Annotated in this window: 20 protein-coding genes; 9 read left to right on the top strand and 11 right to left on the bottom strand. The window is 74.1% G+C overall.

Annotated features, from left to right (window positions below; translation table 11 throughout):
• Window positions 1-125 precede the first annotated feature (125 nt).
• Window positions 126-602, bottom strand: a complete 477-nt coding sequence (locus GA0070614_RS30385) for a hypothetical protein (protein ID WP_157745107.1) — start codon at window positions 600-602, stop codon at window positions 126-128.
• Between the two features lie 108 nt (window positions 603-710).
• Complete coding sequence (locus tag GA0070614_RS28000; RefSeq protein ID WP_231933785.1) at window positions 711-1757, bottom strand: sigma-70 family RNA polymerase sigma factor; 1047 nt, start codon at window positions 1755-1757, stop codon at window positions 711-713.
• 81 nt (window positions 1758-1838) lie between these two features.
• Here GA0070614_RS28000 and GA0070614_RS28005 point away from each other — a divergent pair, with 81 nt between their 5' ends.
• Window positions 1839-2672 (top strand): alpha/beta fold hydrolase, encoded by an 834-nt coding sequence (locus tag GA0070614_RS28005; protein WP_088978758.1) that lies wholly within the window; start codon window positions 1839-1841, stop codon window positions 2670-2672.
• A gap of 8 nt (window positions 2673-2680) precedes the next feature.
• Here the strand turns inward: GA0070614_RS28005 and GA0070614_RS28010 are convergent, their stop codons facing one another.
• From GA0070614_RS28010 to GA0070614_RS28020, 3 genes are all read right to left on the bottom strand, one after another.
• Window positions 2681-3922: an RNA polymerase sigma factor gene (locus GA0070614_RS28010; RefSeq protein WP_088978759.1), complete on the bottom strand. Its 1242-nt coding sequence runs from the start codon at window positions 3920-3922 to the stop codon at window positions 2681-2683.
• Window positions 3919-4311, bottom strand: coding sequence for a YciI family protein (locus tag GA0070614_RS28015; protein ID WP_231933786.1), 393 nt, complete (start codon window positions 4309-4311; stop codon window positions 3919-3921). Before GA0070614_RS28015 ends, GA0070614_RS28010 begins: the two co-directional genes overlap by 4 nt.
• A 102-nt stretch (window positions 4312-4413) precedes the next feature.
• Window positions 4414-5223, bottom strand: a complete 810-nt coding sequence (locus GA0070614_RS28020; protein ID WP_088978761.1) for a class I SAM-dependent methyltransferase — start codon at window positions 5221-5223, stop codon at window positions 4414-4416.
• Between the two features lie 38 nt (window positions 5224-5261).
• Here GA0070614_RS28020 and GA0070614_RS28025 point away from each other — a divergent pair, with 38 nt between their 5' ends.
• The 3 genes from GA0070614_RS28025 (at window position 5262) to GA0070614_RS28035 (ending at window position 7297) form a co-directional block, all read left to right on the top strand.
• Window positions 5262-5462, top strand: coding sequence for a hypothetical protein (locus GA0070614_RS28025; RefSeq protein WP_088978762.1), 201 nt, complete (start codon window positions 5262-5264; stop codon window positions 5460-5462).
• A gap of 309 nt (window positions 5463-5771) precedes the next feature.
• The gene (locus tag GA0070614_RS28030) at window positions 5772-6527 is read left to right on the top strand and encodes a neutral zinc metallopeptidase (RefSeq protein ID WP_088978763.1); all 756 of its coding nucleotides are present in this window, start codon (window positions 5772-5774) and stop codon (window positions 6525-6527) included.
• A gap of 122 nt (window positions 6528-6649) precedes the next feature.
• Window positions 6650-7297, top strand: a complete 648-nt coding sequence (locus GA0070614_RS28035) for an HAD family hydrolase (protein WP_088978764.1) — start codon at window positions 6650-6652, stop codon at window positions 7295-7297.
• 54 nt (window positions 7298-7351) lie between these two features.
• Here the strand turns inward: GA0070614_RS28035 and GA0070614_RS28040 are convergent, their stop codons facing one another.
• The 5 genes from GA0070614_RS28040 to GA0070614_RS28060 all read right to left on the bottom strand — a co-directional run bounded on the left by GA0070614_RS28040 (window position 7352) and on the right by GA0070614_RS28060 (window position 13930).
• Window positions 7352-9901, bottom strand: coding sequence for an ABC transporter permease (locus GA0070614_RS28040; RefSeq protein ID WP_088978765.1), 2550 nt, complete (start codon window positions 9899-9901; stop codon window positions 7352-7354).
• Complete coding sequence (locus tag GA0070614_RS28045; protein WP_088978766.1) at window positions 9901-10668, bottom strand: ABC transporter ATP-binding protein; 768 nt, start codon at window positions 10666-10668, stop codon at window positions 9901-9903. The genes GA0070614_RS28040 and GA0070614_RS28045 overlap by 1 nt, the downstream gene beginning before the upstream one ends.
• 316 nt (window positions 10669-10984) lie before the next feature.
• Complete coding sequence (locus GA0070614_RS28050) at window positions 10985-11671, bottom strand: response regulator (protein WP_088978767.1); 687 nt, start codon at window positions 11669-11671, stop codon at window positions 10985-10987.
• A 52-nt stretch (window positions 11672-11723) separates the two neighbouring features.
• On the bottom strand, window positions 11724-12917 hold the full coding sequence (locus tag GA0070614_RS28055; RefSeq protein WP_088978768.1) for a sensor histidine kinase: 1194 nt from the start codon (window positions 12915-12917) through the stop codon (window positions 11724-11726).
• A gap of 95 nt (window positions 12918-13012) precedes the next feature.
• Window positions 13013-13930: a RecB family exonuclease gene (locus tag GA0070614_RS28060; protein ID WP_088978769.1), complete on the bottom strand. Its 918-nt coding sequence runs from the start codon at window positions 13928-13930 to the stop codon at window positions 13013-13015.
• Window positions 13931-14011: 81 nt separating this feature from the next.
• On the opposite strand from GA0070614_RS28060, the gene GA0070614_RS28065 reads away from it, so the two are divergent.
• The 3 genes from GA0070614_RS28065 (at window position 14012) to GA0070614_RS28075 (ending at window position 16830) form a co-directional block, all read left to right on the top strand.
• A complete protein-coding gene (locus GA0070614_RS28065) occupies window positions 14012-15166 on the top strand; it encodes a site-2 protease family protein (protein ID WP_408630717.1) in 1155 nt (384 codons plus the stop codon).
• Window positions 15163-16176, top strand: coding sequence for a tRNA (adenine-N1)-methyltransferase (locus GA0070614_RS28070; protein ID WP_408630718.1), 1014 nt, complete (start codon window positions 15163-15165; stop codon window positions 16174-16176). Before GA0070614_RS28065 ends, GA0070614_RS28070 begins: the two co-directional genes overlap by 4 nt.
• 81 nt (window positions 16177-16257) lie before the next feature.
• Entirely contained in the window at window positions 16258-16830 is a 573-nt protein-coding gene (locus tag GA0070614_RS28075; protein ID WP_088978770.1) for a hypothetical protein, read from the top strand.
• Between the two features lie 63 nt (window positions 16831-16893).
• On the opposite strand, the gene GA0070614_RS28080 is transcribed toward GA0070614_RS28075, so the two are convergent.
• The gene (locus GA0070614_RS28080; RefSeq protein WP_088978771.1) at window positions 16894-17190 is read right to left on the bottom strand and encodes a ferredoxin; all 297 of its coding nucleotides are present in this window, start codon (window positions 17188-17190) and stop codon (window positions 16894-16896) included.
• A 178-nt stretch (window positions 17191-17368) separates the two neighbouring features.
• On the opposite strand from GA0070614_RS28080, the gene arc reads away from it, so the two are divergent.
• Together arc and GA0070614_RS28090 are read left to right on the top strand one after the other, a co-directional pair.
• Entirely contained in the window at window positions 17369-19150 is a 1782-nt protein-coding gene (gene arc, locus GA0070614_RS28085) for a proteasome ATPase (protein WP_088978772.1), read from the top strand.
• 149 nt (window positions 19151-19299) lie between these two features.
• Complete coding sequence (locus GA0070614_RS28090) at window positions 19300-21366, top strand: hypothetical protein (protein WP_157745108.1); 2067 nt, start codon at window positions 19300-19302, stop codon at window positions 21364-21366.
• The last annotated feature ends 51 nt before the right edge of the window (window positions 21367-21417 follow it).

The raw sequence follows: 21417 nt of genomic DNA on the forward strand, positions 1-21417 counted from the left end.
GGCCAATGGCACTTCCCCGAACCCGATCGCCCTTGTGACGGACCGACTACGGCCACACCACGATCGGTAGCACACGGGCGCAACGGCCACCGTCAACGGCCTTTTGACGATCCCGGGGCGGCCGGCTACGTCGCCCCGGCGACCGGCCGCCGGACCGCCCGGACGGACGCGGCGCGCAGCGCCACCGCGACGAGCCCGGCGCCGACGAGCCAACTCGTCGGCGGGGTCCACGCCGCGACCCAGCCCGCCTGGTCCGCCGCGCCGAGGGGCGCCTGCCGTCCGGGCCCGGTCAGCGCGAGGGTGGCGTAGCCGGCTGCCGCGACGAGGCACCCGACGGTGGCCGGGACGCGGCGGCACACGGTCGCCGTGAGCAGGGCGGTGGTGAGGCAGAGCGAGGCTCCGGAGAGCAGCGCGGCGGCGCTGGTGGCCTGGTCCTGCGGTGACGGTGGCTCGCCGAAGGACGGGGCGGCGGCGATGGCGGCGTCGTACGCCGACCAGGCGACGCCGGGCAGGGCCAGCGCCAGCAGCAGCCAGGGCCACAGCACGTGTCCGCACGGGTCGTCCGGCTGTTCGTGCTGGTCGACGTCGTCGGGGTGGGGCATGGTGACGATCCTCGTCGCGCGGCGCCCCGGACACCTGAGTCGCGGTACTCAATCCGGTGCGGCGACGAGCGCGGGGCCGGCGCGACGGACGCGGGCAGTCGGAGACGGTCAGGCCGGCAGCGACGCGGGCAGGCCGAACGCGATGACGTGGTCGGGCCCGACGAACGAGGTGACCTCGCTGATCCGGTCGTCGCGCACCGTCAGTACGTTCACCGACCAGGCCAGGAACGGGCCGTCCGTGCCCCGGCGCAGGTAGCAGGCCAGCGCCGGTTGACCGTTGGCGCTGGTGGGCAGGTGCCGCCACTGCCCGCACCGGGTCAGCGGCACCTCGCGGGCGAAGTCGACGACCGCGTCGAGGCCCCGGTACCAGTGCGGCATCGGCGGCATGGACCAGGTGACGTCCTCGGTGAGCAGGGCGACGAGCGCCTCGGCGTCGCCGTTCTCCAGGGCGGTGGCGTAGCCGTCGACGAGCCGGCGCAGGCGGGCGTCGTCCAGCCGCCGCAGGGTGCGGTGCTGGCTGGGCGCGGGAACCCGGTCGGCCACCACCCGGCGGGCCCGGGCCAGGGCGGAGTTCACCGAGGTCACCGAGGTCGCCATCATGGTGGCGATCTCGGCGGCGGAGAAGCCCAGCACCTCGAAGAGCAGCAGCGCGGCCCGCTGGTTGCCGGGCAGGTGTTGCAGGGCGGCGACGAACGCCAGTTCGACGGCCTCGCGTTGCTCGTATCGGGCGTGCGGGGCGGCGGGGGAGTCGGGCAGGCCGGCGTCGGGGTAGGGGCCGAGCCAGGCGACGTCGGTGGCCGGGGCGTCGTCGCGTACCGCCCGGTCGCTGGCCGGGCTCAGGTCGACCGGCAGCGCCCGCCGGTTGCGGCCGGCCAGCAGGTCCAGGCAGGTGCGGGTGGAGACCGTGTACAGCCAGGACCGCAGCGAGCTGCGCCCCTCGAAGCGGGGCAGGCCCCGCCAGGCGCGCAGCAGCGCCTCCTGCAGGGCGTCGTCGGCGTCGTGGGTGGAGCCGAGCATCCGGTAGCAGTGCGCGTGCAGTTCCCGGCGCAGTGGGGCCACCAGCTCGGTGAACGCCCGCGCGTCGCCGTCGCGGGCCCGCGCCAGGCCCGGCTCGGCGGCGTCGTCGGCCGCCCGCCCGTCACGTTCCGCCGGAATCACCCTCACGAGCGACGATTCTGCCGTACGACGGGAGTCTCGACTGCGTACGCACACGCGTCACGACTCGGGAGGACCCTGATGAGCACCACTTCCACCGATAACGTCACCGTCGGCGCCCTGGCGGTTCCCGACGGTCTGCTGCACTACGAGGTACGCGGACACGGCCCGCTGGTGGCGCTGGTGGCCGCCCCGATGGACGCCGGGGCGTTCGTGCCGTTGGCCGAGTTGCTGGCCGTCGACCACACGGTGCTGACCACCGACCCGCGGGGCATCAACCGCAGTCGGCTGCACGACCCGCACCAGGACTCGACGCCGCAGTTGCGCGCCGAGGACCTGGCCCGGCTGGTCGCCCACCTCGACGCCGGTCCGGCCGCCGTGCTCGGTTCCAGCGGCGGCGCGGTGACCGTGCTGGCGTTGGCCCAGGCCCACCCGGAGGCGGCGCACACGGTGATCGCCCACGAGCCGCCCCTGGTGGCGATCCTCGACGACGCCGAGGAACTGCTGGCTCGGGAGGAGGACATGATCGCCACGTACCTCTCCGGGGACCGCCTGGGCGCGGGCCGCAAGTTCCTCGCCATCGCCAACATCGCGCTGCCCGAGGAGGTCGTGCTGGGCATGTTCGGCGGCGAGCCGGAGCCGCAGGCCGCCGCCGACGAGCACTTCCAGTACGTGCACATGGTCCGGGGCACGATCCAGTTCCGGCCGGACGTGGCGGCGCTGCGCGCCGGCCCGACCCGGGTCGTCGTCGGCATCGGCGAGGACTCGACCGGCGAGATCTGCGACCGGACGTCCCGGGCGCTGGCCGCGTCGCTGGGCGTCGCCCCGACGATGTTCCCCGGCGGGCACATCGGCTTCGTCGAGGACCCGGGCACGTTCGCCGTCCGGCTGCGCGAGGTCCTCGCGCAGGGCTGACGGCCGGGTCAGTCCGGCGTGGCGAGGCGGGCGGCGCGGCCGTACAGGTAGCGCTGCTGCGGCAGGTTCATGGACCGCCGGGCCGCCCGCTCGTACGCCGCCCGGGCCGCGTCGAGCCGGCCGGCCCGCTCCCACAGGTGCGCGCGGGCGGCGTGCAGCCGGGGGTCGTCGGCGATCCGGGGGTCGGCAGCCAGCCCGTCGAGCAGGTCGAGCCCGGCCGCCTCGCCCGTGGTCATGGCCACGGCCACGGCGTGGTTCAGCGCCACCACCGGGTTGTCGGAGAGCCGGTTCAACAGCCCGTAGAGCGCCGCGATCTGCGGCCAGTCGGTCTGCTCGGTGCTGGGGGCCTCGTCGTGCAGCGCGGCGATCGCCGCCTGGAGCTGGTACGGCCCGACGTCGCCGCGCGGCAGCGCCGTCTCGACCAGGGCGACGCCCTCGGCGATCTGGTCCGCGCGCCAGAGCCGGCGGTCCTGCTCGGCCATCGGCACCAGCTCGCCGCCGGGGCCCACCCGGGCCGGGCCCCGGGCGTCGGTGAGCAGCATCAACGCCAGCAGCCCGGTCGTCTCGGGGTCGTCGGGCAGGGCCCGGCGCAGCATCCGGGTGAGCCGGATCGCCTCGCTGCTGAGGTCCACCCGGCGCAGCCGGGGGCCGGCGGTGCTGGCGTACCCCTCGTTGAAGATCAGGTAGAGCACGTGCCGGACGGCGTCGAGGCGGGCCTCGCGCTCGGCGCGGGCCGGCAGGGCGAACGGCACGCCGCTGTCGCGGATGCGCTGCTTGGCGCGGCTGATCCGGCGGGTCATGGTGCCCTCGGGCACCAGGAAGGCCCGGGCCACCTCGGCGGTGCTGAGGCCGCCGACGGCGCGCAGGGTCAGCGCGATCTGCCCGGCCGGTGGGAGCCGCGGGTGGCAGCAGAGGAAGAGCAGCACCAGGCTGTCGTCGGCCGGTTCCGGCCGGTCCGGCGGGTCGGCGAGCCACTGTCCGGGTGGCAGCCGCCGGGCGGCGTCGTCCTCGCGCCGCCGCCGGGCCTGCTCGCTGCGCAGCAGGTCGGTGAGGCGACGGGCCGCCACGGTGATCAGCCAGGCGCGCGGGTCGTCCGGCACACCGTCGACCGGCCACCGGGTCGCCGCCGCCAGCAGCGCCTCCTGGGTGGCGTCCTCGGCGAGGGCGAAGTTGCCGTAGCGGCGGACCACCGCGCCGAGGACCTGCGGCGCGTGCCGGCGCAGCAGGTCCTCGACAGCGGGCGGGCTCAGTGCAGGTCCTCGATGCCCTCGGCGACCGGCCGCACGTCGACGTACTCGCCCTCGGCGTCGGGGTTGACGAACCGGGCGGCGATCTCGGTGGCCCGGTCGAAGCTGTCGCAGTCGACGATCGTGAAGCCGGCCAGCACCTCCTGCGTCTCCGGGTACGGCCCGTCGGTGACCACGGGCGCGCCCCGACGCAGCCGGATCCGCCGGGCGTGCACGGGGGCGGTGAGGCCGTGCCCCTCGACCAGCTCGCCGGACTCGGCGATCTCGGCGTGCACGGCCTCCATGTGGGCGTGCATCGCGGCGACCTGCTCCGGCGTCATCGGCGGCGGGTCGTCACCGGGACGGCCCGCCATCGCGTCGTAGTCGCGCTGCGACCCGTACAGCATGATCATGTACTTCACGTGTCACTCCTCTCGGCCGGCCCCGGACGGGCCTTCACCGGGGACGTCGGAGCCGCCCGGGCACACCGGACACGTGCCGAGGGTAGGACAGGATCAGCCGACGGTGGCGCAGGCGAGCAGCGCGGCGGTGGGCAGCGCGAGCAGCCCGTCCGGGTCCCGGTACCGCGCGCAGAGTTCGTCGTAGCGCCGGCGCAGCGCATCGCGCACCGGCGGCGACTGGCGTCCCAGCAGCAGACCCGGCAGCCCCAGCCCGCCGGCCGGTCCGGCCCACCAGTCGTCCGGGTCGGCCCGGTGGGTCCACGCCAGCGTCACGCACCGCACACCGGTCAGCCCGGCTCCGGCGAGCAGGGCGGTCAGCCCCTCCTCGGTGCGCGGGAAGTCGTTGCCGGTCGGCACCCGGGGCAGCGGCACATCTGCGGACACCTCGGCGAACACCTCGCCCCAGAGCCGTTGCAGGGGCGGCTGCGGCCACGGCCAGACGGTGACCGCGAGCCGACCGCCGGGACGTACCGTGCGGCGCAGCTCGGCCACCGCGGCGCCCGGGTCACCGACGTGGTTGAGCACGAAGTTCGCCACGGCGGCGTCCACACCGCCGGTGACCACCGGCAGGTGCGGCAGCGCGGCCCGGACCAGCCGCGCCGCCGGCACGGCTTCCCGGGCGACCGCCAGCATCGACGCCTCGGCGTCCACCGCCACCACCGCCGCGCCCCGCTCGGCCGCCGACGCCGCCACCGTGCCCGGGCCGGTGCCCGCGTCGAGCAGCCGCACGCCGGCCCCGACGCCCGCCGCGTCCAGCAGCGCCCCGACCGGGTACGCGCACAACTCTGCGAAGCTGCGCGTGTACGCCGCCGCGCGCCCCGCCCACCGCTGGCGCTCGTACGCGTCGAAGCCGGTCGTCGTCATGGCGGCGTAGCCTAGCCTGCCGCGCCTACTCTGGACCCATGACACTGTGGGTGGTGCTCGGGATCGCCGGCGCGGTGGTGGCGGGATCCGTCGGCTGGGTCGCCTGGCGCGACCGGGAACGCGCGTCGTCCGCCGAGGACGGCCGGGCCGTAGCGGCGGCGTTGGACGACCAGCAGCGGTACGAGGCGGGTCGGCACGTCTCGCAGAGCACCGTCGTCCAGTGGGGCCAGCACCAGTGACGACCGTGATGCTCCGAGGTCGATGACGGCGTAGGTGGCCGCCGGCCGACGCCGGGGATGTACGAGGGGCGGTCACCGTGCGTGCCGGACGGTGTGCGCCAGCGGCACCGCCATCGGGCCGACGACGCCGCCACCGGGCGGGGCGGCGGCGGCCTCACCAGGGCCCGGGCACCGGGCGGCCCTACCCGTCCGGTGGACCACCTGAACCCGCGCCGTCCGGGCCATGGCGACGGCGACCTCCGACCGGCATGATCGACATACGGTCCGGGTACTGCGACCGCATCGGCAGGCACGCCAGGGGAGGCACGGGTGACCGCACGCTCGGGACGCAGGCCGCGAGGGTCGCTGGCCGCCACGCTGGCCGCCCTGGTCGCGGTCGGCTGCGCGGTCGGCGGGGTGGGCGACGGTGGACCGCAGGAGCCGGCCGCGCCCCGCCCGCAGCAGTCCGGGCAGGCGGCCCCACCCGACCCGGGGACGACCCGGGCCGACGGCACCACCAGCGTGGCGGAGTTCAAGGGCGACATCGAGGACGCCGTCGACATCGCCGAGCGCTACTGGGCGGCCCAGTTCCAGACCTCCGGCCAGCGGTTCAGCCCGGTCCGCCGGGTCGTGCCCTACCAGCGGGAGGGCGAACTCTCCTGCGGCGGTCAGCCCCTGCCGCGCAACAACGCGGTCTACTGCTCCCAGGGCGACTTCATCGCCTACGACGTCAACTGGTCGGTGGCCGCGTTCCGCCAGGTCGGCGACGCATTCGTGTTCTACCTGCTGGGCCACGAGTACGCCCACGGCGTCCAGGTGCGCCTGGGCATCCGCTACAGCTTCACGATCCAGCAGGAACTCCAGGCCGACTGCATGGCGGGGGCGTACCTCGGCGACTCGGTGCGCGACGGCACCCTCACCCTCGACAAGGGCGACCTCGACGAGTTCCGCGACGGGCTGCTCGCCGTCGGCGACGACCCCGACCAGCCGTGGTTCGCCGAGGGCTCGCACGGCACCGCCGAGCAGCGCACCGACTCGTTCTTCCGGGGCTACCGCAACTCGTTGAAGGCCTGTGACCTGAGCTGAGCGTCGGCTGCGTCACCTTCCGGCCGGGACGGCGGGCGGCGGGGCGGATGCGGCTGAGAGGATCCGGCGCAGACCCGTCCGCGTCCGAGGAGGCCCCGCTGAGCAGCACACACCCCGCCGCCGTGCTCTTCGACATGGACGGCACCCTGGTCGACAGCGAGAAGCTGTGGGACGTCGCGCTGCGCGAGCTGGCGCAGGAGTACGGGGCCGTCCTGTCCGACTCCGCCCGCCGCGCGGTGATCGGCACCAGCATGGCCGAGGCGATGCGGATCGTGCACGACGACTTCGGTCAGCCCCACCGCGACCCTGCCGTCAGCGCCGCCTGGATCGACGCGCGGATCCTGGAGTTGTTCCGCTCCGGCCTGCGCTGGCGGCCCGGCGCGCTGACCCTGCTGCGGGCGGTGCGCGCCGCCGGCATCCCCACCGCGCTGGTCACCTCCAGCGGACGCGCGCTGGTGGAGGTGGCCCTGGACACCCTGGGGCGGGACAGCTTCGACGCGGTGGTCTGCGGCGACGAGGTGGACTCCACCAAACCGCACCCGGAGCCGTACCTGACCGCCGCCCGGCTGTTGGACGTGCCGATCGCCCGGTGCGTGGCGATCGAGGACTCGCCGACCGGGGTGGCCAGCGCGCTCGCCGCCGGGGCGGCGGTGCTGGCGGTGCCGGCGGAGGTGCCGCTCGCGCCGACCGACGGCGTACACCTGCTGGAGAGCCTGACCGGGGCGGACCTGGAGCTGCTGGCGGCGCTGCTCGGCGAGCCGCCGGCCTGACCGGAACGACGAGGGGCCCCGCCGGTGACGGCGGGGCCCCTCGCTTTGCTCGGGTCAGTCGTGCGCGATCGCGCCGAGCACGTTGATCCGGGCGGCCCGCACGGCGGGCAGCACCGCGGCGATCACCCCGATGATCGCGGCCAGGCCGAGGAAGGCCGCCATCTGGCCCCAGGGCAGGACCAGCTCGGTGATGCCCTCGTCCTTGAGCGCCTCGACGACCGCCGCGCCCAGGCCGGTGCCGACCACCACGCCGAGCAGGGCGCCGAAGATCGAGATCACCACGGCCTCGACGGTGATCATCCGCATGGTCTGCGCCCGGCGCAGCCCGATCGCCCGCAGCAGGCCCAGTTCCCGGGTCCGCTCCAGCACCGACAGCGCCAGGGTGTTGATGATGCCCAGCACCGCGATGACGATGGCCAACGCCAGCAGGATCTGGATCATGGTGAGCAGGGTGTCCACCTGGCTGGTCTGCTGCTTGATGAAGGCGTCCCGGTCGGCCACCGACACCTCGGGGCTGTCGGCGAGCAGTCGCTCGAGCTGCGGCTGCACGTCGGCGACCCGGGCCCCCGGCGCGAGCTGCACGAAGCCCTGGATCGGCTGCGGGACGGCGAAGTCCTTCGTCGCCTGCTGCGGCAGCACGGCCGGGTTGGTCAGCTGGGAGCTCTCGTAGATGCCGCTGACCGTGTACCGCTTCGCCTCGCCCCGGGACAGCTGGACGGTGACCTGCGAACCGACCGACAGGTTGCGGGACGTCGCGGCGTCGGAGCTGAACAACATCTGGTCCGGCCCGAGCCGGCTGATGTCACCGGCGACGGCCTTCGCGCCGAACATCCGCTCCAGCGCCGTGACGTCGCTCGACGCCCCCACCCAGGTGCGCTCCCCGTCGATGCTGGCCATGTCGCCGTACTCGCCGTCGACCAGCTGCACGCCGGGGATCCGGGCCGCCTGCTCCAGCACCGCCGGGTCGAAGCTCGGCGGACGCGGGCCGGACTGCGCCCCGGAGATCACCAGTTCCGCCTTGACCCGGTCCTCCACCAGGGCGCTGAGGCTGCCCTTGGCCGAGTCCAGGATCACCGTCACGCCGGTGACCAGCGCGATGCCGACCATCAACGCCGCCGCCGTGATCGCGGTGCGGCGCGGGTTGCGCCCGGAGTTGAGCCGGCCCAGCTTGCCCGGCACCGACCAGGCGAAGATCGCCCCGAGCAGGGAGACCACCGGGCGGCTGATCAGCGGGGTCAGCAGCGCCACCCCGATGAAGGCGAACAGCACGCCGCCGAGGATGGTGGACAGGGTGTTGCCGCCGGCGTTGCCGCTGAGCCCGAGGAAGAGCAGCGCCGCCCCGATCGCGGTGACGACCGCCCCGCCCACGGTCACCTTGGTCAACGGGCGGTCCGGGGTGGCCACGTCCTGCATGGCGGCGATCGGCGGGATCCGCGACGCCCGCAGCGCGGGCAGCAGCGCCGCGACCACCGTGATCACCAGACCGACGGCGAACGCCCCGATGACCGCCGCCGCCGGCACGCCGAGCCCGGCCAGGGTGAGCCCACCGGCCAGGTTGCCGAAGACGTACGCCAGCAGCGCGCCGACCCCGATGCCGGCGGCCAGCCCCAGCACCGAGGCGATCAGGCCGACGGCCACCGCCTCCAGCACCACCGAGCCGATGATCTGCCGGCCGCTGGCCCCGATGGCCCGCATCAGGGCCAGCTCCCGGGTCCGCTGCGCCACGATGATCGAGAAGGTGTTGAGGATGAGGAAGGTGCCGACCAGCAGCGCCACCGCCGCGAAGCCGAGCAGGATCTTGTTGAAGAAGGAGAGCCCCTCCTTCAGCCCCGCCGCCGCGTCGGCCGACATCTGCTCACCGGTCTTGACCTCGAAGCCGGCGCCCAGGGCGCGGGCCACGTCGTCGCGCAGCGTCTCGTCGTCGACGCCGTCGGCGGCCGTGACGTTGACGTTGCTGAACACGTCCGGTTCGCCGAGCATCAGCCGCTGCGCCACCGGGGTGGTGAAGGCGATCTCGTTCGCCCCGCCGATCGAGTCCCGGTCACCGCTGTAACCGAAGACGCCGACCAGGGTGAACTCCTTCTTCGGCTCCAGGGTCAGCACCCCGACCCGGTCACCGACCTTCACCTTCGCCGCCTGGGCCAGCGCCGCGTTGACGACGATCTCGTCGTCGGCGCGCGGCTCCCGGCCCTCGCGCAGCTTCACCAGGTCGCTCTCGCCGAGCCAGTTCTCGCCCAGCTGCGGCGGCCCGAACGAGGTGACCACCTTGCCGTTGCTGCCGATCAGCCGGGCCCCGTCGGCGGCCACCACGCCGGTGGCCTCGGCCACCCCGGGCACCGCGCGCACCCTCTCCACCGTCGCCGCCGGCACCGGCGCGCCGACCTGCTCACCCTCCATCTCGCTGAGGGCGACCTTCGGCTCGGCGGCCACGTTGACGTCGACACCCTCGTACGCGTCGGCGAAGACCTGGTCGAAGGAGCGGCCGAGCGTGTCGGTGAGCACGAACGCGCCGGAGACGAACATGACGCCCAGCACCACCGCCAGGCCGGAGAGGATGAGGCGCACCTTGCGCGCCAGCAGGCTCTTCCACGTCGCGCGGAACATCAGCGCGCCACCTCGGCGGGCGTGTCGAGCTTCTTCATGGTGTCCAGCACCGTGTCGGCGGTCGGCTCGATCAGCTCCGAGACGATCTGCCCGTCGGCGAGGAAGATGACCCGGTCGGCGTACGCGGCGGCGGTCGGGTCGTGGGTGACCATGACGATGGTCTGGCCGTGCTCGCGTACCGAGTTGCGCAGGAAGTTGAGCACCTCCGCGCCGGACCGCGAGTCCAGGTTGCCGGTCGGCTCGTCCGCGAAGATCACCTCGGGGCGGGCGACCAGCGCCCGCGCGCACGCCACCCGCTGCTGCTGGCCGCCGGAGAGCTGCGCCGGGCGGTGCCCCAACCGGTCGCGCAGACCGACCGTGTCGATCACCGTGTCGTACCAGGCCGGGTCGGGCTTGCGGCCGGCGATCGACAGCGGCAGCAGGATGTTCTCCTGCGCGGTCAGCGTCGGCAGCAGGTTGAACTGCTGGAAGATGAAGCCGACCTTGTCCCGGCGCAGCGTGGTCAGACCGGCGTCGTTGAGCCCGGTCACCGTGGTCTCGCCGATCGACACCGTGCCCCGGGTGACCGAGTCCAGCCCGGCCAGGCAGTGCATCAGCGTCGACTTGCCCGAGCCCGACGGGCCCATGATCGCGGTGAACCGGCCGCGCTCGAACTCGGCGCTCACCCCCCGCAGCGCGACGACCTGAGCCTCACCGCTGCCGTACACCTTCCACACGTCGTTGGCCCGAGCCGCGGCCTGGGCCTGGCGGCCTACCGTCGCCGTCACGTCATCTACCTCTTCCGTCTGCCTGCGATGTCCCCACCGCCCCCGCTGGTCGGTGGGGCTGTTCCATCCTCGCCGCGCCGCGCCGCGGATCCGTCCGCCCGGGGACTGATCCGCGGCGGATTTCCCGCTGCGGGTCGGCCCCGATGCCGTCTCAGGGTTGTCCCCGATCCGCCTGCCCGCCGGCCCGGCCGGCCGACGCTACGGCCTCACGCCACGTCATGGTCAACCCCGCCACGCCGCCTTTCGTCACGGTAGGTGACGACGGCAACCACGCCGTCGTCGCGCCGGCGCCCCCGGCGTACGCGGCACGGCGTGGTCACGCCTTCGGGCGCACCAGCCCGGTCTCGTACGCCAGCACCACGGCCTGCACCCGGTCGCGCAGCCCCAGCTTGGTCAGCACGTGCCCGACGTGGGTCTTGATGGTGGTCTCGCTGACCGACAGTTCGGCGGCGATCTCGGCGTTGGACAGGCCCCGGGCCACCTGGACCAGCACCTCCCGCTCCCGTTCGGTCAGCGTGCTCAGCGCGCGCGGCGGGACCGCCGCCGGATCGGGCAGCACGTCGGCGAAGCGGTCCAGCAGCCGCTTGAGGATCCGGGGCGCCACCACCGCCTCCCCGGCGGCGACGGTGCGGATCGCGGTGACCAGGTCCTCCGCCGGCACGTCCTTGGCCAGGAAGCCGCTGGCCCCGGCGCGCAGCGCGCCCACCACGTACTCGTCGAGGTCGAAGGTGGTCAGGATGAGCACCCGCACCGGCAGCCGGGCGTCGACGATGGCGCGGGTGGCCGCCACCCCGTCCATCCGTGGCATCCGGATGTCCATCAGCACCACGTCGGGCAGCAGCCGGCGGGACAACTCCACGGCCTCCTGGCCGTCGCCCGCCTCGGCCACGATGTCCAGGTCCTCCTCGGTGCCCAGCACCATCCGGAAGCCGGTGCGCAGCAGCGGCTGGTCGTCGGCGAGCAGGATCCGTACCGGCCGGGCCGGCGCCGCGCCGTCGCTCATGAGTTCTCCCCGTCGTCGCTGGTGCTGCCGTACGGCCCGCGGGTGGTCCCGGTCACGCCGGCACCGTCCCCGCCGGCTCCACCGGGATCCGGGCCGACACCCGGAAACCGCCGCCCGGGCGGGCGCCGGTGCGCAGTGTCCCACCGTAGAGGGCCACCCGTTCGCGCATGCCGACAAGTCCGTGCCCGATCCGGTCGGGTCCCGGCGAGGGGCCACGGCCGGTGTCCTCGACCTCCACCGTCAGGTACCCGCCGTCGACGCGGACCCGCACCTGCGCGGTCGCCACCCCGGCGTGCTTGAGGGCGTTGGTCAGCGCCTCCTGCACGATCCGGTAGCTGGTCAACGACACGCCCTCCTCCACCCGGCCGGGATCGCCCTCGACGTGCAGGCTGACCGGCAGCCCCGCCTCGCGTACCTGCTCGACCAGCGCCTCGATCCCGGCCAGGCCGGGCTGCGGGGTCAGGTCGGCGGCCGGTTCGGCGTCGGTGCGCAGCACGTCCAGCAGCCGGCGCATCTCCCGCAGGGTCACCCGGCTGGTGTCCTCGATGGTGGCCAGGGCCTCGTCGGCGGTGCCCGGGTCGCGCCGCAGCACCCGGCGCGCCCCGGTCGCCAGCACGCCCATCACGCTCACGTGGTGGGCGACCACGTCGTGCAGTTCCCGGGCGATGCGGCGGCGCTCGTCGGCGACCGCCTGCTCGGCCAGGGAACGCTGGTTCTCCTCGGCGACCCGGGCCCGCTCCCGCAGCGCCTCGGTGGTGGCCCGGCGCGCCTGCACCGCCCGCCCCACCGCGTACGACAGCAGCCCGGTGAGCAGGTTGTTCAACACCAGGTACGCGGGCCCGACCTGCAACCCGCTCTCGACCGGGGCGAGCACGTTCGCCGCCGCCACCGGCACCCAGAGCAGCACCGCCGCGACCGCCGCCGGCCGGGCCGGCCGGTGCGCCGCCATCGTGTAGGTGAGCACCACGAAGGTCAGGCTCTGGCTGGCCGGGGCCTGGTCGAGGAAGGCCGGAATGGCCAGGGTGGCCACCGCGAGGCCCACCGCCGGCCAGGGTGCCACCCGGCGCAGCGCCACCGGCGCGGCGCACAGCACGCTCCAGGCCAGCCCGAGCGGCAGCCGGCTCGGCCAGAACTCGCGCGGGGTGAGCAGCGTGAACACGACCTCCACCAGCACCAGGGCGGCGGCGAAGAGGACGTCCCGGACGAGCGGGCGGTCCCGCCACCGGCGGGTGGGTGGATCGGTCATACCGCGACGCTAGCCGCCGGCCCCCGCGCGACCGGTCGTCGCCGACGGTGATCCGGTGCTCCTCCTCAGGGAGGAGGCCCCTCCACCGGACGGTCTCACTCGTCGGCGCCGGGGGTCACCGGGCCGGAGCGGGCGTCCCGCAGCGGGTCCGCCGCCGCCGAGGAGTCCGGGAACGGCGGCGGGGTCCCGCCGAAGCTCGGGCAGAGCGCCTGGTGGCTGCACCAGTCGCAGAGCCGGCTCGGCCGGGGGCGGAAGTCCTGCCGCGCGGTGGCCTGCTCGATCGCCCGCCAGAGCGCCACCACCGTGCGCTCGAAGCGCAGCAGCTCGTCGGCGTCGGGGGAGTAGTCGCAGACCTCGGCGTCCTTGAGGTAGAGCAGGCGCAGCACCCGGGGCACCACGCCCCGGGTGCGCCACAGCACCAGGGCGTAGAACTTGAGCTGGAACAGGGCCCGGGCCTCGAACGCCTCCCGGGGCGCCCCGCCGGTCTTGTAGTCGACGACCCGCAGCGCGCCGTCCGGGGCGACGTCGAGCCGGTCGAGGTAGCCCCGGATGAGCAGCTCGTCGTCGACGACCGCCGAGATCAGGCTCTCCCGCTCGGCCGGCTCCAGCCGGCGCGGGTCCTCCACCGCGAAGTAGCCCTGCAACAGCGCCGCCGCCGAGCGCAGGAACTCGGCCGTGCCCACCTCGTCGCCGGGGTCGAAGAGGCCGGCCAGCTCGGGCTGCTCGGTGACCAGCCGGTCCCACTGCGGGGCGACCAGGTCACCGGCGGCGTCCGGGGTGCGCCCGGTCGACGGAAGGTCGAACAGCCGCTCCAGCACGGCGTGCACCAGGGTGCCGCGGGCCTGCTCGACGGTGGGGCGCTCGGGCAGCCGGTCGATGCTGCGGAAACGGTAGAGCAACGGGCAGGTCTTGAAGTCCGCCGCCCGCGACGGCGACAGCGACGCCCGGACGGTGGCCGGCAGCGCGACCGCCCCGGGAGTGCCCTGCTGGTCGATCACCGGTTCCGCCGTCATGCCCCGAAGGTTAGGGCACCGGTGTGACAGGCCGGTGATCGCCGCACCGGAGCATGATCCGCGACGCGTAGCATCGGGGCGGTGAACTCCCCGACCCCAGCTCCGCGTCGCGCCGGCCGGCGCGCCGGCCTGACCGTGGGCCGGGTGTTCGGGGTGCCGCTGCGCGTCGACGTCTCGATGCTGCTGCTGACCCTGCTCATCACCGTCATGTACGCGCAGTTCGCCCGGGACCGGCTCGACCTGCCCCCGCTCGGCGGCTACCTGATCGGTCTCGGCTTCGTGGTGTCGCTGCTCGGCTCGGTGCTGCTGCACGAGCTGGGCCACGCGCTCACCGCCCGCCGCCACGGCATCGGTGTGCGCGGGATCACCCTGGAACTGCTCGGCGGCTACACCGAGATGGACTCCGACGCCCCCAGCCCGCGGGTGGAGCTGCTGGTCTCCCTGGCCGGGCCGGCGGTCTCCGCGGTGCTCGGCGCGGTCGGCGTCGGCCTCACCCTGGCGCTGCCCGCCGGCACCCTGGCCCACCAGCTCGCCCTGCAACTGGCGTTGAGCAACGTCGTCGTCGCGATCTTCAACCTGCTGCCCGGGCTGCCGCTGGACGGCGGCCGGGCGTTGCGCGCCGCCGTCTGGGCGGCCACCCGCGACCGGCACCGCGCCACCGAGGTCGCCGGCTGGGTGGGCCGGGCGGTCGCCGTCGGCACCGCCGGGCTGGTCGTCCTGCTCACCGTCGAGCGGCTCCTGGTGCCCCTGGCGCTGCCGCTGATGCTGCTGGTCGCCGTCACGCTGTGGCGCGGCGCCGGCCAGTCCATCCGGTACGCCCGGATCAGCCGCCGGGTGCCGTCGATCGACCTGGCCCGGCTCACCCGCCCCGTCTTCGGCGTGCCCACCGGCACCCCGCTGGCCGAGGCGCAGCGCCGCCACGCCGAGCAGGCGCCGCCGGGCGCGGCCGTGACCGTGCTCGACTCCACCGGCCGCACGCTCGCCCTGCTCGACCCGGCCGCGGCCGACGCCGTACCCGTGCCGCGGCGGCCCTGGCTGGCGGTGGACGCGGTGGCCCGGCCGCTGGCGCAGCTGCCGACCCTGCCGGCGGGGCTCGACGGCGAGCGGGTGCTGGAGGTCGTCCAGGCGCACCCGGCCGCACGGTACGTGGTGACGGCAGGCGAAGATGTCGTCGGCGTTCTGCACATCGCGGATCTGGCACAGGTCCTCGAACCCACACGGAAGATGAACAGGTGACCGCACACTCCTCCGCCCTCCCGGCCGAGCCCGGCACACGCACCGTCGTCCCGGAGCTGCCTCCGGTGCACCGGGGGCCGTTCCGCCCCGGCGACCGGGTCCAGCTGACCGACCCGAAGGGGCGGATGCACACGCTCGTCCTGGAGCCCGGCAAGGAGTTCCACACCCACCGCGGGATCCTCAAGCACGAGGCGCTGATCGGGCAGCCCGACGGCAGCGTGGTGACCACCTCCGGCGGCGGCACCGCGTTCCTCGCGCTGCGTCCGCTGCTGTCGGACTACGTGCTGTCCATGCCGCGCGGCGCCCAGGTGATCTACCCGAAGGACTCGGCGCAGATCGTGGCCATGGGCGACATCTTCCCCGGCGCGAAGGTGCTCGAGGCCGGCGCCGGTTCCGGCGCGCTGAGCTGCTCGCTGCTGCGCGCCGTCGGCACCGGCGGCGAGCTGCACTCGTACGAGATGCGCGACGACTTCGCGCAGATCGCCAAGCGCAACGTCGAGGCGTTCTTCGGCGCGCCGCACCCGGCGTGGCGGCTGCACGTGGGCGACGTCGCCGACTGCCCGGAGACCGGCTTCGACCGGATCATCCTGGACATGCTCACCCCGTGGGAGACCCTCGACATGGTCGAGCGGGCGCTGCTGCCCGGCGGCGTGTTCATCGGCTACGTGGCCACCACCCCGCAGCTGTCCGAGCTGGTGGAGGCGCTGCGCGAGCGCGGCGGCTGGACCGAGCCGCGGGCCTGGGAGTCGCTGGTGCGCGACTGGCACGCCGAGGGGCTGGCCGTGCGCCCGGACCACCGGATGATCGCGCACACCGCGTTCCTGGTGTCCGCGCGTAAGCTCGCTCCGGGCGTCACCGCCCCGCCGCGGCGCCGCAAGCCCAGCAAGGGCGCCGAGGCGTACGCCGAGCGCAAGCAGGCGCTGCGCGAGGCGGCAGCCGCCCGCCAGGCGGCGGCCGCGCAGGCCGCCGGGGTCGAACCGACCACGACGGGTGAGGTGGACCGGCCGTGACGGTGCGCCGGGGCGGCGGGGAGTGATCGGGCGGATTCCGCCGGCCGGTGCGGGTCGGCGGCACGACCTGGGGGAGATGGCATGAGTCGGCCGGGTTTCGGCGGTGGTGAACTGCCGGCCGTGTTCCCGGACTGGTCGCCCTACACCGACCTGGAGTCCGCCGCGCGGGCGTACCTGCGCGATCCGGACATCGCGCTCGAGGCCCTGCACGGGGTGCTGCGCGGGGCGTCGGTGCTCGGCTTCACGCTGGAACGCTTCGTCAACGAGGTCAACGGGGTCTGGCAGGAGGTCGTCGTCTGCGACGGCAGCCGGCTGGTGCTGTGGCACGGCGAGGACGTGCCGCCGGGGGAGGGGCCGCCCGGCTCGATGACCTCCTCGCTGCGGGTGGTGCCGGTCTCGACGGTCACCGAGGTCGGCTGCCGGCGGCGGCTGACCCGCGCCGACAACGGCGAGGTCCGGGTCGACAGCATCGACGTCTACCTGCTGCTCACCTCGCTGGACGAGGCGCCGCCGGGCGACGAGGTGGTCGGCGCGCCCCGGCACGACGCGCTGCGCTTCGGCAAGACGCTCGACGACGGCGGGGCCGGGCAGATCGCCCGGCTGGAGGAGTTCGCCCGGCTGGTCGCCTCGGTGGTCGGGCGCCCGGTGCTCTGAGTACGCGAGAGCCGCGGACGACACCTGGTCGTCCGCGGCCCCGTACCGCCGCGCGGGGGCGGCTCAGTCGTCCTCGGCCTCCGGGCCGGCCACCTCGACCCCGTCGCTGCCGCGCACCACGTGGATGCACTCGCCCGGGCACTCCTTCGCGGAGTCGATCACCTCGAGGCGCAGGTGCTCCGGCACGTCGACGCGGGCGCCCGGCGCCTGCCGCAGCTCGCCGTCGGGGCCCTTGACGTACGCCAGGCCGTCGACGTCGAACTCGAAGACCTCCGGCGCGTACTGCACGCAGAGCCCGTCGCCCGTGCAGAGGTCCTGATCCACCCAGACCTGAAGCTGGTCCGTCGCGACCTCCGCCACCGGTGCACCCCCCATGTTCTCCCGTCCCACGCCTCGACGGTACCCGAACGCCCGGACCTGCCCCTCAGGCGTCCCTTCGCGATCAAGGTTCGGTGACGAGGGCGTTGCGTAGGACCGAATCGGCCTCATAGCGGCTAGTGTTAGGGCAGAACGTTCAAGCCCCCCGGGGAGGTGGGACGTGGCACGCAGCGACGACGCGGACTCGCGCGCCGCACGGTGGGAGAAGGAAGCCCACGATCTCTCCACGCAGGTCGCGTTCCTGCAAGAGGAACTCGCTCTGGTGCGGCGCAAGTTGACCGAAAGCCCCCGACACGTCCGGCAGCTCGAAGAGCGGCTGGCGGCCACCCAGGCACAGTTGGCGCGGCTCACCGAGAACAACGACCGGCTCGTGAGCACCCTCAAGGAGGCTCGCGCGCAGATCGTGACGCTCAAGGAGGAGATCGACCGCCTGGCACAGCCGCCGAGCGGTTACGGCGTCTTCCTCGCGCGGCACGACGACGGCACGGTGGACATCTTCACCGGCGGGCGCAAGCTCCGCGTGGCCGTATCACCCTCGCTGGACGCCGCCGAGCTGCGGCGTGGCCAGGAGGTCCTGCTCAACGACGCGCTCAACGTGGTCGACGCGTTCGGCTACGAGCGGGTCGGCGAGGTGGTGATGCTCAAGGAGATCCTCGCCGGTCCCGACGGCACACCGGGCGACCGGGCGCTGGTGGTGTCGCACTCCGACGAGGAGCGCATCGTGCACCTCGCCGAGACCCTGATCGGCACGTCGATCCGGGCCGGCGACTCGCTGATGATCGAGCCCCGCTCGGCGTACGCGTACGAGCGGATCCCGAAGAGCGAGGTCGAGGAGCTGGTCCTGGAGGAGGTGCCCGACGTCGACTACACCGACATCGGTGGCCTCCAGGCGCAGATCGAGCAGATCCGCGACGCGGTGGAGCTGCCCTTCCTGCACGCCGACCTGTTCCGTGAGCACCAGCTGCGCCCGCCCAAGGGCATCCTGCTGTACGGCCCGCCGGGCTGCGGCAAGACGCTCATCGCCAAGGCGGTGGCCAACTCGCTGGCCAAGAAGATCGCCGAGCGGCAGGGCAAGGAGAAGCACACCAGCTTCTTCCTGAACATCAAGGGCCCGGAGCTGCTCAACAAGTACGTCGGCGAGACCGAGCGGCACATCCGGCTGATCTTCCAGCGCGCCCGGGAGAAGGCCGGCGAGGGCACCCCGGTGATCGTGTTCTTCGACGAGATGGACTCGATCTTCCGGACCCGTGGCTCCGGTGTCTCCTCGGACGTGGAGAACACCATCGTCCCGCAGTTGCTCAGCGAGATCGACGGCGTGGAGGGCCTGGAGAACGTCATCGTGATCGGCGCCTCCAACCGGGAGGACATGATCGACCCGGCCATCCTGCGCCCCGGCCGGCTCGACGTGAAGATCAAGATCGAGCGTCCGGACGCCGAGGCGGCCAAGGACATCTTCTCCAAGTACATCCTCTCCGGCCTGCCGCTGCACCCCGACGACCTGGCCGAGCACGGCGGCGACGCCCAGGCCACCGTGGCCGCGATGATCGACGCGGTGGTGCTGCGGATGTACTCCGAGACCGAGGAGAACCGCTTCCTGGAGGTCACCTACGCCAACGGTGACAAGGAGGTCCTCTACTTCAAGGACTTCAACTCCGGCGCGATGATCCAGAACATCGTCGACCGCGGCAAGAAGATGGCGATCAAGGAGTTCCTCACCTCCGGGCGCAAGGGGCTGCGGCTGCAGCACCTGCTCGACGCCTGCGTCGACGAGTTCCGCGAGAACGAGGACCTGCCCAACACCACCAACCCGGACGACTGGGCCCGTATCTCCGGCAAGAAGGGCGAGCGGATCGTCTACATCCGCACGCTCGTCTCCGGCGGCAAGGGCGCGGAGGCCGGCCGCTCCATCGAGACCGCCAGCAACACCGGCCAGTACCTCTGACCGGATCGCGTCGGAAGGGCCTGCGGGACACCCCGCAGGCCCTTCCCGCATGTCACGACACGTTCACCGGGGTGACGCCCACCCGGCGGGCGGAATGCCGGACTCGTCGCTAGAATTCCCACACCGCCGTCGACTTGCCGAGGAGTCTCGTGCCGCCCGAGCTCACCGTCGTCGAGCCGCCCACCCGCACGGCGGTCGAGGACCAGCAGCCACCAGCGCCCACCCGACGCCGTCGCCGACGCGCGCTCGTGGCGGTGCTGGCCGGGCTCACGCTCGCCTGGCTCGCCCCCCTCGCCGCGCACGCCCTGCACCGCGAGTGGCTGCTGCTCCCGCTGGTGCTGCTCGCCACGGCCAGCGTGCTGCGCGGTGGGCGTACCCTGCTCGACCGGCTGCTGCTCGCCCTCGCGCTGCTGCTCGGCGCCGCCACCGCCGGCGGCCTGCTCTTCGCGGTCTGGCCCTGGGGCATGCGGCCGGTGCCGCTGGCCGGGCTCGCCCTCACCACGGTCGTGCTCACCGCGGCGGCGCTGCGGCGGCGACCCCGGCTGCCCCGCCCCGGCTGGGCCGACCTGTTCCCCGTCGCCGCCACCGCCGCGATGACGATCTACCTCAGTGGGCCCTGGCGGCGCGCGAGCGACCTCGCCGACCAGCTGAGCATCCTCGCCCGGGGCGAGGACAACTGGCGTCACCTGGCCATGTTCGACGTCATCGGCCGCCTCGGCGGGTACGCCTTCGTCGACCCCGCCGCCAAGGACCAGATCCTCTCCCAGCTCATGTACTACCCCCAGGGCTGGCACCTGCTGGCCGCCATGCTCGACGGCTTCCTCGTGCCCGTCGGCGCCGGCCCCCGGGGCCCCGACGCGGTCACCCACTACGCCGGCTGGACCCTCGCCGGCTTCGGCCTGTTCGTGCTCGCGGTGAACTGGGCCGCGCAGCGGATCTCCGGCCCCATCCACCTGCTGCACCGTGCCGCCCTCACCGTGGTGGTCTGCGCGCTCCTGCTCGGCACCCAACTGCCCCGGCTGCTGCTCTCCGGCTACCCGACCGAGGTCCTCGGGCTCACCCTCACCGTGCTGCTCGCCGCCCTCGTCGGCCGTCCCGTCGTGGGCACCCGCGAGCAGTTCGTACTGATGGTCGCCCTGCTCGTCGGCGTCGGCTTCACCTACTACCTCTTCCTCCCGCCCGCCGCCGTGCTGGTGCTCTGCTGGGTCCTCGGGCACTGGCGGGAGGCGCTGCGCCGCTGGCCCACCGTGCTCGCCGTCGGCCTCGCCGGCACCGCGCTCGCCCTCGTCGCGCCCCTGCTCGGCGTGCTGCGCGCCGAGCAGACCGAGGCGCTGGACGTCGGCGGCGGCATCGGCGCCCGCACCGAGGCCTGGCGGGCCCTGATCTGGCTCGGCGGGATCGTCGGCGTCGCCCTGCTCGTGCAGATCCGCCGCGCCGACCCCGCCTGGCGGCGCTGGCTGCTCGTCTGCGCCGTCGGCGTCGCCCTGCCGCTGGGCATCGCCCGGTACAACGCCACCTCCGGCGTCGAGCCCGGCTACTACTTCATCAAGTCCACCCACCTGGCCACCGCGCTGCTCATCGTCGGCGCCGCGGCCGTCGTCCGGCTGCTGCCCGCACCCCGCCTCGGCCGGTCCTGGCGCGCGGTCACCGCCAGCGCCACCGGCGTCCTCGGCGCGCTGCTCGTGGCGACCCTCGCCGTCACCCTGGGCGGGGTCACCGGATGGCACCACAGCCTGCTCGTCGCCCACCCCCAGACCTGGACCCAGCGCTGGGTCCACCAGGACCTGAGCCTGCCGGCCAGAGTGGCCTGGGTCTGCGCCGAGGCCCAGCGGCGCTACCCCGACCAGCCCGGCGTCACGACCATCGTGCTCGACCGCGGCGCCTACCGGGCGTACGTGGAGACGCTCTGCCTCTCCGCCCTGCACGGCACCACCGCCCGCACCGAGCCCGGCGTCTACGACATCGTCTTCGACGAACCGGACCGCACCCACGAGATGGCCCGGCGGGTCAGCGGGCCGATCCGGTTCGTCGTCGCCGACTGGCGCGCCCAGCGGCGCGTGCACTGGATGCTGGTCAACGACCCGGCGCTGCGGGAACGGGTCGTCTGGGTGCCCCTGGCCGTGCCCGAGTGCGACGTGCTCCCCTCCGACCCGCCACCGCCGCCGGGCACCCCGCAGACGACGCCGGCCGTGCCGGCGTGCCCCTCCACGCCCTGAGGGCGACTACGCTCGACGTGGACGGGGGACCGGGTTGGGCCGAGCGGAGCA

The organism is Micromonospora coxensis (genome assembly GCF_900090295.1).
GTDB classification, from domain to species: domain Bacteria; phylum Actinomycetota; class Actinomycetes; order Mycobacteriales; family Micromonosporaceae; genus Micromonospora; species Micromonospora coxensis.